The organism is Parafrankia soli, from assembly GCF_001854695.1.
GTDB lineage: Bacteria > Actinomycetota > Actinomycetes > Frankiales > Frankiaceae > Parafrankia > Parafrankia soli.
This window is the reverse complement of sequence record NZ_MAXA01000235.1, coordinates 180,540-196,119: the sequence shown is the minus strand read 5'-3', so window position 1 is coordinate 196,119 and position 15,580 is coordinate 180,540. Positions and strand designations below refer to the sequence as shown.

The 15,580-nt window shown below is 72.9% G+C and carries 9 protein-coding genes; all 9 read left to right on the top strand.

What is annotated here, in order from left to right:
* The first annotated feature begins 401 nt into the window (after window positions 1-401).
* The gene (locus BBK14_RS24620) at window positions 402-2,564 is read left to right on the top strand and encodes a phosphoinositide-specific phospholipase C-related protein (RefSeq protein WP_071065615.1); all 2,163 of its coding nucleotides are present in this window, start codon (window positions 402-404) and stop codon (window positions 2,562-2,564) included.
* Between the two features lie 203 nt (window positions 2,565-2,767).
* Window positions 2,768-3,649, top strand: a complete 882-nt coding sequence (locus BBK14_RS40600; protein WP_241831818.1) for a L,D-transpeptidase family protein — start codon at window positions 2,768-2,770, stop codon at window positions 3,647-3,649.
* A gap of 253 nt (window positions 3,650-3,902) precedes the next feature.
* Complete coding sequence (locus BBK14_RS24610; RefSeq protein WP_071065614.1) at window positions 3,903-4,358, top strand: tellurite resistance TerB family protein; 456 nt, start codon at window positions 3,903-3,905, stop codon at window positions 4,356-4,358.
* Between the two features lie 240 nt (window positions 4,359-4,598).
* Window positions 4,599-5,540 carry a sulfite exporter TauE/SafE family protein gene (locus tag BBK14_RS24605; RefSeq protein WP_071065613.1) on the top strand — a complete coding sequence of 314 codons (942 nt, stop codon included), beginning with the start codon at window positions 4,599-4,601 and terminating at the stop codon, window positions 5,538-5,540.
* 327 nt (window positions 5,541-5,867) lie between these two features.
* Complete coding sequence (locus tag BBK14_RS24600) at window positions 5,868-6,989, top strand: type IV toxin-antitoxin system AbiEi family antitoxin domain-containing protein (protein ID WP_071065612.1); 1,122 nt, start codon at window positions 5,868-5,870, stop codon at window positions 6,987-6,989.
* A gap of 70 nt (window positions 6,990-7,059) precedes the next feature.
* The gene (locus BBK14_RS24595; RefSeq protein ID WP_071065611.1) at window positions 7,060-8,991 is read left to right on the top strand and encodes a methylmalonyl-CoA mutase subunit beta; all 1,932 of its coding nucleotides are present in this window, start codon (window positions 7,060-7,062) and stop codon (window positions 8,989-8,991) included.
* Entirely contained in the window at window positions 8,991-11,213 is a 2,223-nt protein-coding gene (scpA, locus tag BBK14_RS24590; protein ID WP_071065610.1) for a methylmalonyl-CoA mutase, read from the top strand. Before BBK14_RS24595 ends, scpA begins: the two co-directional genes overlap by 1 nt.
* On the top strand, window positions 11,210-12,208 hold the full coding sequence (meaB, locus tag BBK14_RS24585; RefSeq protein ID WP_255565674.1) for a methylmalonyl Co-A mutase-associated GTPase MeaB: 999 nt from the start codon (window positions 11,210-11,212) through the stop codon (window positions 12,206-12,208). Before scpA ends, meaB begins: the two co-directional genes overlap by 4 nt.
* A gap of 285 nt (window positions 12,209-12,493) precedes the next feature.
* Window positions 12,494-15,367 carry an Hsp70 family protein gene (locus BBK14_RS24580; protein WP_071065609.1) on the top strand — a complete coding sequence of 958 codons (2,874 nt, stop codon included), beginning with the start codon at window positions 12,494-12,496 and terminating at the stop codon, window positions 15,365-15,367.
* Window positions 15,368-15,580 lie beyond the last annotated feature (213 nt).

Below are 15,580 nucleotides of genomic sequence, written 5' to 3'. Positions count from 1 at the left end.
GCGGGTCGAGAGATCCCGTGGCGGGATAAATTGGACCTGTCAGTGACGGCATGCGGTGACAGGTCGGGGATGGCCGGATGGGTTCTGGGATGCCGGCGCGTTCTGGGATCCGGGCGCGCGCTCGCCGGTGGGTGGCCATGTCCGGCTCGGGAGCTGAGGGTCCTGCGGGTCCTGCGGGTTCCGCCCCGGATGTAAGGCACGGCCTGCCCGCCCCCAGGGACGGCGGTCCCTCCTCCACGGCTGGCCCGACCGGCGCGACCGGAGCGGAGTCCGCGGCCGCGCCGGATTCGGCGAGCCCCGCCGGCTTCGCTGGTGCTGGTGGCTCCGGTCGCTCCAGGCGCGGGTGGCGTTCCGGCCGCCTCCCGGATGCCGGGCGGTCCCGGGCCTCGGGCGGGCGGGTCGTGCGGGACAGCCCCCGGCGTCGGGCGGGCCAGTGGGGGCTGGCCGTGTTGCTGGCGCTCCTCTGGCTGCCCTTCGTCGTGCTCGCCACCTCGCGCACGACCGTTCTGAGTGCGGACTTCTACTCCCAGGCGCTCACCGAGGCGAACGCCTACGACCGCCTCTACACCGAGGTGCTGCCCGACCCCGCCGTCGAATCCCTGCTCTCCGGCCTGCCCGTCGACCCCACCCTGGTCACCGCGAACCTGCGCACGGTGCTGCCTCCGTCGACGGTGGAGGCGATGACCGACGAGCAGATCGGGCGCATCGTCGACTACCTGCACGCGCGCCAGGACGACATCGAGTTCAGCGTCGACCTGACCCCGATCTTCGGCAACATCTCCGGCCTGGCCAACCGCTACATCGCGGGCGAGATCGGCACCGGCACGAGCTACCAGGTCGAGTCGGTCACCCAGTTCACCCGCTCCGTCCTCGACGCGCTCGACGACATCGTCGCCGGTCGACCGCCCACCGCGCTGCCCACCATGGAGCTCTCGGCGCAGGACACCGACCGGGTGGTGGAGGCGGTGCTCGGCCGGCTGAAGCCGGCGGACCGCGACGCGGTGGCCGCCCCCCTGCGCGCGGACCTGCGCTCCGGTGACGTGGCCGGAGCGCTGGCCCGGGTCGGTCCGCTGCTGTTCGAGGGCGACGAGCGGGCGGTCGGCGAGATGCGCGCCCACCTCACCGACGGCGCCGTGCTCAACCTGGGCGTCCGCCTCTCCGACCTGCGCGACGAGCCCGCGATCAGCGCCGTGTCCAAGCTGCACGACGTCTCGGCGGCGCTCGACGGGCTCAGCCTGGCGCTGCTGGGCCTCGCCGGGCTGATCTGCGTGGCGATCGTCGCACTGGCAGCCGCCCGCGGCCGGTCCCGGATGCGGGCGCTGGCGGGGGCGGTCGTCGTCGCCGGGGTCGCGGCGGGCGTCCTGGGCGTGGTGCTGCGGATGCTGCTGCCGAACCCGCTGCTCGCCCTGGAGAAGCCCGGTGGGCCGCTGCCGCCCGGCGCCGGCGCGGTGCTCGCCGACTTCTCCCGGCACGCGTACGGCGACATCGAGTCCGACTACCTGCGCATCGTCGCCTGGACGCTCGTGGTGGGGCTGACGATCCTCGGCGGCGCGCTGCTCGTGGCACTCTCCGCGCGCTGGGGCCGGGCCGGCCGGCGCCGCCGCCTCGCCGCCGGCTTCACCGTGGCCGCCCCGATGATGATCGCGCTGACCTGGGTCGCCTTCCCCGGTGCCGCGGCGAACGCGCGGGAGCTGTGTAACAGCCAGATCCGCCTGTGTGACAGCCGGTACGACGAGGTGACCTACCTGGCCACCCACAACGCGATGGCGACCAGCGAGGACCGCTTCCTCGGCCCGACCCAGGACCCGTCGCTGGTGCACCAGCTCGACCTCGGGGTGCGCGCCCTGCTGCTCGACGTCCACCACTGGACGACGCCCGAGCAGGTGGACGCCGTCCTCGAGACGTTGCCGCCCTCGACCCGCACGGCCATCGAGCCGCTGACCCGCAACGCCCGGTCGGCCCGGCCGGGGCTGTGGCTGTGCCACAACCTGTGCCAGCTCGGGGCGCTCGACCTGACCGCGGAACTCGGCCAGGTCCGGGACTGGATGGACCGAAACCCCACCGAGGTGGTGACGTTGATCATTCAGGATCAGGTGCCCGCGCCGGAGATCGCCGGCGCCGTCGCGCAGGCCGGCCTGTCCCGCATCGTCGCCACCCCGCCGGCCGATGAGGACGGCGAGTGGCCCACGTTGCGGGAGATGGTCGAGTCCGGCCGGCGCCTCGTCGTCTTCGCCGAGAGCCAGGACATGCCCGGGACATTCCTGCGTAGTTTCTACCGCTACGCGTCGGACACCCCGTTCTCGGTGGACTCCCCGGAGAAACTGACCGGCTGCGCCCGCCTGCGGGGAGCCGCGGGATCGCCGCTGCTCCTGCTCAACAACTGGGTGACGGACGCGGCACCCAGCCGGCAGGCCGCCGTGGTCGTGAACCGTGCCGACCGGATCCTCGCGCGGTCCAGGCAGTGCGAGACCGAACAGGGCCGGCGCCCCACCTTTGTCGCGGTCGATTTCGTCAACATCGGTGACGCCGCCGCCGCGGTCGACCGGTTGAACGCCGTCAACTGACCGCTTTGCGGCTAATGTCGGAGGCTATCTGGCTGATTCATAATTCTGAATGACAGGTTGCGCATTGTCGGTGCGGGAGATGAGACGTCCCCGCCGGGGGATGTTTACTGCGCGCAAGGCAATATACGGCTATGGGTGGTATGGATCCTCGGTGCAGATCTCGCCGTTTCGAACACGCCAGATCAGCGACCGGCACACTGGTGATGTCCGCCGTGCTGGTGGGAGTACCCGCCGGTCCCGGCCTCGGTGGCCACGGCCTGGCGGCGGCCTGGGCGACGACCGGCGCGGCCGCACCGGCACCCCCGTCAACCGGCCCACCCGCCCTGCCCGGCCCACCCGCCCTGCCCGGTTCACCTGTCCTGCCCGGTTCACCTGTCCTGCCCGGTTCACCTGTCCTGCCCGGTTCACCTGTCCTGCCCGGTTCACCTGTCCTGCCCGCACCGCCGGCTCCGCCGGAGCCGGTTCTCGCGGCCGGGACGGACCTTCCGGGCCTGCTCGGCCCGGGTGACCAGGGGGCGCCCGTGCTCGCTCTCCAGCGGCGGCTGGTCGAGCTGGGCTACTGGCTCGGCGAGCCCAACGGGATCTACGGAGTCCTGACGGTGCAGGCCGTCCTCGCCGCCCAGAAGGTCGCCGGACTGGAGCGGGACGGCTTGGCGGGCCCGGCCACCTGGGCGTCGCTCCGGCAGGGCCCCCGACCGCTGGCCGTCACCGGTTCGGGCCTGGCGCTGGAGGTCGATGTCACGCGCCAGCTGCTGCTCGTCGTCCAGGACGGATCGGTCCGCCAGATCCTCAACACCTCGACCGGGACGGAGCGCTGGTACGAGGTGCGCGGCCAGCGCCTCCTCGCCGACACCCCGCGGGGTACCTGGCATGTGTACCGGCAGGTCGACGGCGTGGACCCGGGCCCGCTCGGCGGCCTGTACCGGCCGAAGTACTTCCACACCGACGGGATCGCGGTGCACGGCTACGTGTCCGTGCCGGGCCGCGCGGCGTCCCACGGCTGCGTTCGGGTCACCAACGAGGCGATGGACTGGCTGTGGGCGGCGGGTATCGGTGCGATCGGGACGACGGTGCTGGTCCGCTGACGGCCCCGGCCGGGTGCCCCCGCCGGGGCCGAACGCGGCCGAATCGTGCGAACGGGTCGGGTGGGGAGCGTCGTCCGCGGTCCGCGCGTTCACCTCGTGGGAGTCTTGTCTGGTTCAGGCCCGGTCCCGGGCCGGGCCTGGACCGACCCGGCACGCCCGACTCCGGTCGGGTGCGTACGACCCCGCGACCTTCGTGAGCGAAAGACGCCGGGATCCTCGTGACACCGGACACGCCACCGGCAAAGGAGCACAGGTGCCGATCTGGAACCAGCTACGACAGTCCGCGCAGAGCATGCAGGTGCAGCTCAACGCGAAGAAGAACGATCTCAAGAGCGGCGCGTTCCGCGACGCGAGCATGGCGATGTGCGCGCTCGTGGCCGCGGCGGACGGCAGCGTCGACCCCGCCGAGCGGCAGCGGGTCGCGTCGCTGATCGTCGGCAACGACGTGCTGTCGAACTTCGCGGCCGACGACCTCCAGCGGCGGTTCAACGACTACCTGGGCAAGCTGCAGGCCGACTTCGACTTCGGCAAGGTCTCGATCCTCCAGGAGATCGGGAAGGTCAAGAAGAAGCCGACCGAGGCCCGCGCCGTGATCCAGATCGGCATCGTCATCGGCGGCGCCGATGGCAACTTCGACAAGACCGAGCAGGCGATCGTCCGCGAGGCGTGCTTCGCGGTGGGGATCAACCCGGAGGAGTTCGACCTCTGACCGTCGCGGGCCCGCGGTCGCTGGTCGGGGGAGCCAGGAGTCGATAGTCGGTCGCCGGGAACGCGGTGATCGGTGACTGCCCGGGCCGGCTCCCTCGGCCCTGTTCGGCCGCCGTGACCTGGGCCGCAATTCCTGGCAGCGGCCACCCGTCCGGACGAACGTGATTTTGTCGTCTCCAGCCCGGCGCGCCCGGTGGCGTTCCGGCGGACCAGCGGCTCGTCACGACCAGACGGAGGACAGGTGGGACCAGCCGACGCTGTTCTCGTCGCCGGGGCCGGCCTGCTTGCGGGGGCCGTGAACGCCGTGGCGGGCGGCGGCACCCTGATCGCGTTCCCGGCGCTACTCGCCACCGGTCTGCCCGCCCTCACCGCCAACATCACCTCCTCGGTCGGGCTCGTCACYGGGTACGCGGGCGGGGCCCTGGGCTACCGGCGAGAACTGGCCGGACAGACGTCCAGGTTGAAGGCGCTCGGCCCACCGGCGATGCTCGGCGGCCTGGTCGGCGCGGTCGTCCTGCTGCTGACGCCGTCGGACGGCTTCCGGTCCGCCGTGCCGTTCCTGGTGATCGTGGCCTGCCTCCTCCTGGCCGCGCAGTCGAGGCTGGCCGCGCTCGTCGCCCGCCGCCGGGCAGCCGCGCTGGGGACCACCCGGCCCGCGGCGGGCGAAACCTCGCCGGTGGGCGTGGCGGGCAGCTCCCTGGCGGGTGGCGCGGAACCTGCGCGGCCGAGAGCCCGGCGCGAGCTGGCCACCTCCGGCCCGCCACTCGGCGTGCCGGAGGACCGGCGGGCGCTCGGTGGGCTGGTCGGCGTCGAACCCTCCGTCGGAGCCGTCACCTGGCCGACCCGGATCGGGGTGTTCATCGCGGGGGCGTACGGCTCCTACTTCGGGGCCGGGCTCGGTGTGGTTCTGCTCGGTGTTCTCGGAATCCTGCTGGTCGACGAGCTCCAGCGGACGAACGCCCTCAAGACCCTGCTCTCGTTCGGTGTGAACGCGATCGGCGTCGTGGTCTTCCTCGTCACCGCTCAGGTGTCCTGGGCCTACGCCGGAATCCTTGTCGTGACGTCGGCGGCCGGTGGGGTCCTCGGCGCGCGGGTCGCCCGACGGCTTCCCGCGTCAGCCCTGCGCGCTGCTGTGATCGTGCTCGGTCTGGTGGTGGCTGTGGTCCTGTTGATCCGCGGCTGACGGGGTCGTGCCCGGTGGCTGGTGACGCTGATCGAAATCGCGTCCGGTGGCGGGTAATCGCCGATCGAGGTCGCGCCGGGTGGCCGGTATCCCCGTGAACCAGGCGTGTTCTGAGTATCGCTCGGAGGCGTGTGGTAGCCGCCACGACTGCTCGCCATTTATCGGCTTTCTCGCCCTTTCGGGGCGAAATCATCCGGGATTCAGCCCCGAAGGGGCGAGGTGGTTACCGAAGGGCGAGGAAGTTCCCCTCCGGAAAACCCGGAAGGCTCACGAATTAGAATTTTCTACCCGCTGGACGGCATCGGTACTTCGGGCGAAAGTGCCCGTGTGTCGAAAGGTGCGTCAGGTGCATGGAGCCATGAGGGCCTGGGAAGCGCTGTGTGCCTCGCTCGCCGCCAGCACGGGTTGATCACAACCCGACAGGCCCTCGGCGTGGGCCTCACGCCAGATCTCCTGAGACACCTGGTGCGCTCGGGGATCTGGCTGCGCGCCCGGCAGGGCATCTACGTCCTCCCCGGCGCCACGCTGAGCGCGGATGGCGAGGTCGGCGGTCGCCTCTCTGATCACGGGCCGCCGCCTGACTCCGTACCGAGCCGGTGGGCCACCTCCGGAGCGGCCACCTCCGGAGCGGCTACCCCCGGGGCGGCTACCGCCGGAGCGACATCCTGGCCGGCCGCCGATTTCACCGACCCGACCGCGAAGGCCCGGTTGCCGTTTCGGCTGCGTGTTCGCGCCGCGCTGCTGGCGCGTCCCGGCGCGGTGGCGTGCGGCGTGACGGCTGGGCGGCTGCTGGGCTTCGAAGGGCTTCCGCGGCTCGCCGACGACGAGCCGGTACACCTCCGGCTGCCGGTGCACGGTTCCCGGAGGCAGATGGAGGGGGCGGTCAGCCACTTCGGGCCGGTCGCGGTCGGCGATCTGGTCGAGCTCGACGGAATCCCCGTCACCGGTCCGGACCGGACCCTCGCGGACCTCGTCCTGGCCGGTTCACGAGAGGACGCGGTCGCGATGATCGACGCCGCGTTGCGCCGCCGGCTGGTGACAGGGCTGGACAGGGTGATCGCGGCCTGCGTGAAGCGCCCCGGTGCCCGCCGGGTGGCCTCCTACTGGGCGCTCGCGGACGGGCGGGCGGAGTCCGTGCTCGAGACACGCCTGCGGCTCCTGCTCCACGACGCCGGTGTGCCTCCGCCGTGCATCCAGTGGCCCGTCACGGACGGTACCGGGCGGGTCCTGGCCCGGCTCGACCTCGCCTGGCCCGGCGCGATGCTCGATGTCGAGGCGGACGGAGGTGCCGTCCACGAGCTTCCGTCGGCTCTTCACCGGGACCGCGAGCGGCAGAACCAGCTGCTGGACCTGGGATGGCGGGTCCGGCGGGTCACCTGGGCCGACGTGCTTCGTACACCGACGAAGGTCGTCGCCGCGGTCACCGGATGGCTGGCGGCAGGCCCGTGACCGGCCCGGGAAGCTGTGACGGGAGGAACAATCCGGGCTCGTGGGGCCGTGGGCCCCTACGATCCGTCCCATGACCGTTCCACCGGTGGAGCTGGCGCTCGCCGCCGATTTTCCGGACTCGACGAGGGACGACTGGCGGCGGCTGGTCCTCGGGGTGCTGCGAAAGTCGGGGGTTGCGGGCGAGGCCACCGCTCCGGGTGAGGCCGAGGAGCTGATCGCGACCTCGACCTACGAGGGCATCCGCATCCGTCCGCTCTACGACGCGGCGGACGCCGCCGGCGCGGCCGGTGCGGGCCTGCCGGGGCTGGCGCCGTTTGTCCGCGGCGGCCGGCCACAGGGCGCCAACACCGACGGCTGGGACGTCCGTGCGCTGCACGCACACCCCGACCCGAAGGCCGGCGGTCAGGTGGTGCTCGCCGACCTGGAGAACGGCGTCACCTCGCTGTGGCTGCGACTCGGTCCGGCGGGCCTGCCTCTCGACGGGCTCGCCGAGGTCCTGCGGGATGTCTACCTCGACCTCGCTCCGGTCGTCCTGGACGCGGGCGCGCTCACCGGGGAGGCTGCCGCCGCGTTCCTGGCGCTGGCCGACGAGCGGGGTGTTCCGGCGTCCCAGCTCACCGGCGTGCTCGGCGCGGACCCGCTGGGGCTCGCGGCGCGCACCGGGGCGGCGCCGGACTTCAGCGTGGCCCGCGCGCTCGCCCCGCGCGTCGCCGCCGAGTACCCACGCCTGCGGACGCTGGTCGTCGACGCCCGGCCGTACCACGACGCCGGCGGGAGCGACGCCGAGGAGCTCGGCGCCTCGTTGGCGACAGGTGTGGCCTACCTGCGCGAGCTGACCGACGCCGGGCTGGGCGTGGCCGAGGCCCTCGGCCAGCTCGAGTTCCGCTACGCGGTGAGCGCCGACCAGTTCCTGTCGATCGCCAAGCTGCGGGCGGCGCGGCGGCTGTGGGCCCGGGTGGCGGAGGTGTGCGGTGCCGCGCCCGCGGAGCGGGTGCAGCGCCAGCACGCGGTCACCTCGTCCGCGATGATGTCCCGCCGTGACCCCTGGGTGAACATGCTCCGCACCACCGTGGCCTGCTTCGCGGCGGGGGTCGGCGGCGCGGACGCGGTCACCGTGCTGCCCTTCGACATCAGGCTCGGGCTCGCCGACGACTTCGCCCGTCGGATCGCGCGGAACACGCAGACGCTGCTGCAGGAGGAGTCGAGCCTGATCCGGGTGATCGACCCGGCCGGGGGCTCCTGGTACGTCGAGTCGCTCACCGACTCCCTCGCCGAGGCGGCGTGGGCGGTCTTCACTGAGATCGAGCGTGCCGGAGGGATCTCGGCCACGCTGGCGGACGGCTCGCTGCGGGCCCGCCTCGCCGTGACCTGGGCGGCCCGTGCGGACGCGATCGCGCACCGGCGTGATCCGCTGACCGGTGTCAGCGAGTTCCCCAACCTGGGCGAGAAGCTCCCCGAGCGGCCGCCCGCCCCGGCGGAGGCCGGCCTGTCCGGCGCCACGGCCGCGACCGGCACGACCGAGGCCGGTGGCGGCCACGGGCTGCCGACCGTCACCTACGACCAGGATTACGAGGCGCTGCGCGCCCGGTCGGACGCGCACGCCGCCGCCACCGGCGCCCGGCCCGCGGTCTTCCTGGCCACGATCGGCGGGGCCTCGGCGTTCACCGCCCGCGCGACCTTCGCCGCGAACCTGTTCCAGGCCGGCGGCCTGGCCACGCCCGACTCGGGCCCGGGCACGGATCCGGCCGCGATCGCGGCCGCGTTCACCGCGTCCGGCGCGAAGGTCGCCTGCCTGTGCTCGGGGGACAAGGTGTACGCCGAGTGGGCGGCCCCGGTGGCCGAGGCGCTGCACGCGGCGGGGGCCACGCGGATCTGGCTGGCCGRCAAGGCCGGCTCGCGCGCGGAGACCGACGCCGCGGCGGGCGTGAGCGGGTACGTCTTCACCGGCTGCAACGCCGTCGAGGTGCTGCGGACGACCCTCGCAGAGGCGGGAGTGGCCTGATGTCATCGATCCCCGACTTCGCCGAGATCGCGCTCGGAGCACCCAGCGGCGCGGACGCCGACGAGGCCCAGTGGCGGGTCGCGCTCGAGCAGGCCACCGGCAAGGACGCCGACGCGCTGACCTGGGACACCCCCGAGGGCATCGCGGTGAAGCCGCTGTACACCGCGGCCGACACGGCCGGCCTTGACTTCCTCGGCACCTACCCGGGCATCGCCCCCTACCTGCGCGGCCCGTACCCGGCGATGTACGTGACCCAGCCGTGGACGATCCGCCAGTACGCGGGGTTCTCCACCGCGGCCGAGTCGAACGCCTTCTACCGGCGCAACCTGGCCGCCGGCCAGAAGGGCCTCTCGGTGGCCTTCGACCTGCCGACCCACCGCGGGTACGACAGCGACCACCCGCGGGTCACCGGCGACGTGGGCATGGCCGGTGTGGCCATCGACTCGATCTACGACATGCGCCAGCTCTTCGACGGCATCCCGCTGGACCGGATGAGCGTGTCGATGACCATGAACGGCGCGGTGCTGCCGGTCCTGGCGCTGTACATCGTCGCCGCCGAGGAACAGGGGGTGGCACCGGAGCAGCTCGCCGGCACCATCCAGAACGACATCCTCAAAGAGTTCATGGTCCGCAACACCTACATCTACCCGCCGCAGCCGTCGATGCAGATCATCTCGGACATCTTCGCGTACACCTCGAAGCGGATGCCGCGATTCAACTCGATCTCCATCTCCGGCTACCACATGCAGGAGGCGGGCGCGACCGCCGACCTGGAGCTCGCCTACACGCTGGCGGACGGCGTCGAGTACATCCGGGCGGGTCTGGGCGCCGGCCTGGAGATCGACGCCTTCGCCCCCCGGCTGTCGTTCTTCTGGGCGATCGGCATGAACTTCTTCATGGAAGTCGCCAAGATGCGCGCGGCGCGCCTGCTGTGGGCGCGGCTGGTGAACCAGTTCGGCCCGACCAGCGCCCGTTCGACGTCGCTGCGGACGCACTCGCAGACCTCCGGATGGTCGCTGACCGCCCAGGACGTCTTCAACAACGTCGTGCGCACCTGCGTCGAGGCGATGGCCGCCACCCAGGGGCACACCCAGTCGCTGCACACCAACGCCCTCGACGAGGCGCTGGCGCTGCCCACCGACTTCTCCGCCCGCATCGCGCGCAACACCCAGCTGCTGCTCCAGCAGGAGTCCGGTACCACCCGGGTCGTCGACCCGTGGGGCGGCAGCCACTATGTCGAGCGGCTCACCTACGACCTGGCCCGCAAGGCCTGGGCGCACATCACCGAGGTCGAGTCGACCGGCGGGATGGCGCAGGCGATCGACGCCGGCATCCCGAAGATGCGCATCGAGGAGGCGGCGGCACGCACCCAGGCCCGCATCGACGCCGGACGCCAGCCGCTCGTCGGGGTCAACAAGTACYGGGTGGACGCGGACGAGGCCATCGACGTCCTGAAGGTCGACAACTCGGCGGTCCGGGTCGGTCAGATCGAGAAGCTGCGCCGGCTGCGCGAGGAGCGTGACACCGCCGCCGTCGAGTCGGCGCTGCACGCGCTGACCGCCGCGGCCGACGCGGCCCGCGACGGCAGCCGGCCGTCCGACCCGGGGCACAACCTGCTCGCGCTGGCAGTCGACGCCGCCCGCGCCAAGGCGACCGTGGGTGAGATCTCCGACGCCCTGGAGAAGGTGTACGGGCGGCACTCCGGTCAGATCCGTACGATCTCGGGTGTGTACCGGGATGAGGCCGGGCCGGCCGGCAACATCGTCGCCGCCCGCGAGGCCGCGGCGGCCTTCGAGCGGGCCGAGGGCCGGCGCCCACGGATCCTCGTCGCGAAGATGGGCCAGGACGGGCACGACCGTGGCCAGAAGGTGATCGCCACGGCCTTCGCCGACATCGGCTTCGACGTGGACGTCGGCCCGCTGTTCCAGACGCCCGCCGAGGTGGCCCGCCAGGCCGTCGAGGCGGACGTCCAGATCATCGGCGTGTCCTCGCTCGCCGCCGGGCACCTCACGCTGGTCCCGGCGCTGAAGGAGGAGCTGGCGGCGCTCGAGCGCGACGACATCCTCGTCGTCGTCGGTGGGGTCATCCCGCCGCAGGACTTCGACGCCCTGCGCGCCGCCGGTGCCGCCGCGATCTTCCCGCCTGGCACGGTCATCGCGGACGCGGCGATCGAGCTGCTGGCCACGCTGTCCGACCAGCTCGGCCACACCACGGCGCCTTGACCGCACTGGCCCGCCGGCCCGTCGACGTCGCCGCGTACGTCGACGGTGTCCTCGCGTCGTCGCGGATGTGGGTCGCGCGCGCCATCACACTGGTCGAGTCGACCCGGGCCGACCACCGGGAGGCGGCCCAGCAGCTGCTGGTGACCCTGCTCCCGCACGCGGGGAAGGCCCGCAGGGTCGGGATCACCGGCGTCCCCGGGGTCGGCAAGTCGACGTTCATCGACGCGCTCGGCACGACGCTCACCGCGGCCGGGCACCAGGTGGCGGTGCTCGCGGTCGACCCGTCGTCCACCCGCACGGGCGGGAGCATCCTCGGCGACAAGACCCGGATGGAGGCCCTGTCCGCCGACCCGGCCGCGTTCATCCGGCCCTCACCGACCGCGGGGACCCTCGGCGGCGTCGCCAAGGCCACCCGCGAGGCCATGGTCATCATGGAGGCCGCCGGGTACGACGTGGTGCTTGTCGAGACGGTCGGGGTCGGCCAGTCCGAGACCACGGTCGCCGACATGGTCGACACCTTCCTGTTCCTGACCCTGGCCCGGACGGGCGACCAGCTTCAGGGCATCAAGAAGGGCGTCCTGGAGCTGGCGGACGTCATCGCCGTCAACAAGGCGGACGGGCCGCACGAGCTCGACGCGCGTCGTGCCGCGCGTGAGCTGGCCGGGGCGATCCGGCTGTTACAGGGCGGCGCGCGGGAGTGGCAGACCCCGGTGCTGACCTGCAGCGCCGCGGAACGCACCGGCCTGGACACGGTCTGGGGGCAGGTCCTCAAACACCAGGACACCCTCGACGCCTCCGGCGAGCTCGCCGCCCGCCGCCGCCGCCAGCAGGTCGACTGGATGTGGGCGATGGTGCACGATCGCCTGCTGTCCCGCCTGCACGACGACCCGCGGGTCGCGAACCTGACCGGCGGCCTGGAACGCCAGGTCGAGGACGGCGAGCTGACGCCGACGCTCGCCGCCGACGCGATCCTCAGGGCATTCGAGTCCGGTTAGCCCGAGCGGCCGCCGAGGCAGCGCCCGACCGGTCGACACGAGCGGTTCTGAGCTGCGGTGGAAGGCGTTTCCGGCATCGGCACGGGGCTCCGCGCCGATGTCCGGTACCGGATAGGGAAAAGTCGGTCTGTACGCCTACGATGTGCCGGTCGGCCTGTTTCGTTGACAGTTAAACGACCCGTTTTGAGCTCTGACGGTGTCGGGTGGCATCGGGGCGGGTCGGGGGACCGCGCGGCGTGCATCGCCTGCCGTGGCGGGCGGCGAACGAGCACACCCGGAGGACCAGTGGGTTACCAGCTTGGCATCGACGTCGGATCGGCTACCACAGTCGTCGCCGCCACGGACGGGGGCTGGCCCGCCGTGCTGACCCTGGGCGGCGCCCGAGCCGTGCCGTCCGTCCTGTACATGCCCCAGACGGGCGGTGTGCTGTTCGGGCGCTCGGCTGAGAGGCGGGCCCGCACCGATCCCGACCGGGCCGCCCGGGGGTTCCTGCGCCGGCTCGGCGAGCCCGGCCACCTGCTGGTCGGCGGCGCCGCGTACAGCCCGGACGGGCTGCTCGCCCGGCTGGTCGGCCACCTGGTCGGGCAGATCGTCGCGGCCCGGGGGGAGGAGCCCGAGCAGATCGTCGTCGCGCATCCCGCCTTCTGGCCCGCGCACCGCCGCGAGGTGTTCGCCTCCGCCGTCAGCCAGCTCTCGGACGTCTCTGCACCCGTCGCGACCTGCGCGGCCGCCGACGCGATCGGCACCCTGCTCGCCCGCCGCTCGGGGACCCGCACGGTCGACCTCGTCGGCGTCTACGACTTCGGCGCCGGGCACTTCGACGCGGCGGTGCTGTCGTTCAGCCCGTTCGGGTTCCAGCAGCTGGGCACATCGGTCGGGGTGAACCACGCCGGCGGGGCCGACTTCGACGAGCTGCTGGTCGAGCGGGTACTGGCCGAGGCCGGCGCCGGCCGGGAGCGGCTCGACCGCTCCGATCCCGCGGTCACCGCGGCACTCGCCCGGCTGCGTGAGGAGTGCGCCCAGGCGAAGGAGTACCTCGCGGAGGAGGACGAGATCGAGGTCGCCCTCGCGCTCCCCGGCCTGCCCTCGACATCGGTGGTGCTGCGCCGCGCGGATCTTGAGACCCTCGTCGCGCCGGTCGTCGACGACACGGTCCGGGCGTTCCGGCGGACCCTCCGAACGGGTGAGGCGACCCCCGAGGATCTCTCCTCCGTGCTCCTCTACGGCGGTGCGGCGCGGATGCCGATCGTCGCCGCCCAGATGCGGGCGGCGTTCCCGAGCGTCGGCCGGTGGGAGTACGGCTCGGACGACGACATCGCGACGGGCGCGGCGCTGATCGCCGCGCGGCTGGCCGCCCAGTCCTCCCGCGAGGAGGTCACCTCGGTCATCCGGCCGCCGGACAGCAGCCCGCCGATCCTCTCCACGCCGCCGCTGAGCTCTGTCCCGCCCCTGCGCCCGGTCCCGCCGGTCGGGTCAGTGCCGCTGGTCGGGTCAGTGCCGCCCGGCGCCGTGGCGTCGACCGGCGGGCCGGCCGCCGGTGACGGCGACACGTCCAGCGGGCCGGTTCCCCCCGGCGGGGCGGTGTTCGGGGGAGCGGCCGCCGGCGTCAGCGCCTCCAGCCTGGGCTACACCTCATGGCCCGACCGGACGGGACAGCCGCCCGCCGCCGACCCCGACGCCACGGCGATCGGCCACCATGGCGGCTCGGCGGACGACACCCTGATCTCCCGCGGCGGCCACGGAACACCGCCACCCACCACGGCCCCGCCACCCACCGGGCCGACGTCCACAGGCGCGACGTCCACCGGGGAGCCGGCCGGCGCGGGGTACCAGGGCGGTTGGGGGAGCAGCTCGTACCCTTACGGCGACGCCGCGCACACCGTGGCGGCCGGCTCGTCGGCCGGTGGCGACCGCACCCAGGCGGTCGCCACGCCCGGCGGCCCCGGGACGACAGGAGCGCCCGCGGCCACCGGAGTCACCGGAGTCACCGGGATCGCTGGGACCGCCGGCGGCGGTGATCCTCAGTCGGCCGCGCCGACACCGTCCCAGGCCGGAACGTTCGGCGGGAGCTCCGCCGGCACCCGGGCCGTCCCGCGCGGCGGGCTGTTCGGCGGCTGGTCCCGCGCGACGATCGCCGCGGCCGTGGCCGCGATCGTCTTCGTCGCCGGCGGCACCACCCTGGGCATCGTGCTGACCGGAGGCGGCGACGACACGCCGTCCAACGGCATCGTGCCGATCGCCGCGCCCACCGCCACGCTGCCGCCGCCCGCGGCGACGACCGCGCCGCCCGCGGCCCCGACACCCGGACCCAACACGGTGCTTGTCGCGGGCTCCAGCGAGGTCGCGCCGATCACCGAGACCGCCTACGCCGGGTTCCGCAAGGTTCAGCAGAACGTGACCGTGAACGTTGAGGCGTCGACGACGGAGGACGGCTTCGCCAAGCTCTGCGCGGGTGGCGTTGACATCGTCGGCGCGTCCTTCGAGTTCGACCCGTCCTTCTCGAAGGACCCCGGCTGCGCCGACCAGATCGTCGGGTTCGAGGTCGCGCACCACACGCTGCCGATCGTGGTGAACCCGCAGAACACCTGGGCGCGCTGCATGACCCTCGACCAGGTGCGCGAGGTCTGGGACGCCGGCTCGACGATCAACCGGTGGAACCAGATCGACCCGTCCTTCCCGGACGAGCCGATCGCGTTCGTGGGGCCGTCCCGGAACACCGTCCAGGCGCAGGTGTTCAACTCGACGGTGAACGACTCCAGCTCCCGGTCCCGGCAGTACCAGGAGACCGACCTGAGCGGGGTCGCGAACGACGTCGCCGGTGACCGGTTGGCCATGGGCTTCCTGGACTTCCCGACGTTCGAGACCTTCGGGCCCCGACTGAGGGGCCTGGAGATCGACAACGGCGAGGGATGTGTCGAGCCGAACGCGGTGACGGCCGGAACGGGCTTCTACCTCCCGCTGTGCAAGCCGGTGTTCGTCTACGCCCGTAAGGACTCGCTGCAGAAGCCCGCGACCGCCGCGTTCATGCGCTACTACATGGAGAACGGCGAGGAGATCGCCTTCGACGCGCACTACGTCCCGCGGACCAAGAGCACGATCGACGAGAACGTGGCCCGCGTCGACGAGCTGACAAAGGGAGTACCACCCGTCACGGCCTGACCCGTGCGTCCACGGCGCCGCGGTTTCGCAGAACCGCGGCGCCGTCAGCCACACAGTTCCGCCGGCTCGCCGCGAAGGGCGTCCGCCGCAGGCACGCGATGCCCGCGGTGGACGCCCTTCGCGGTTTCCGTCGGGCTGCGGTGTCTGCCGGGCTGTCGTTCCTGCCGGGCTGTCGTTCCTACCTACCGGGATGTCGTTCCCGCCGGGTCAGCC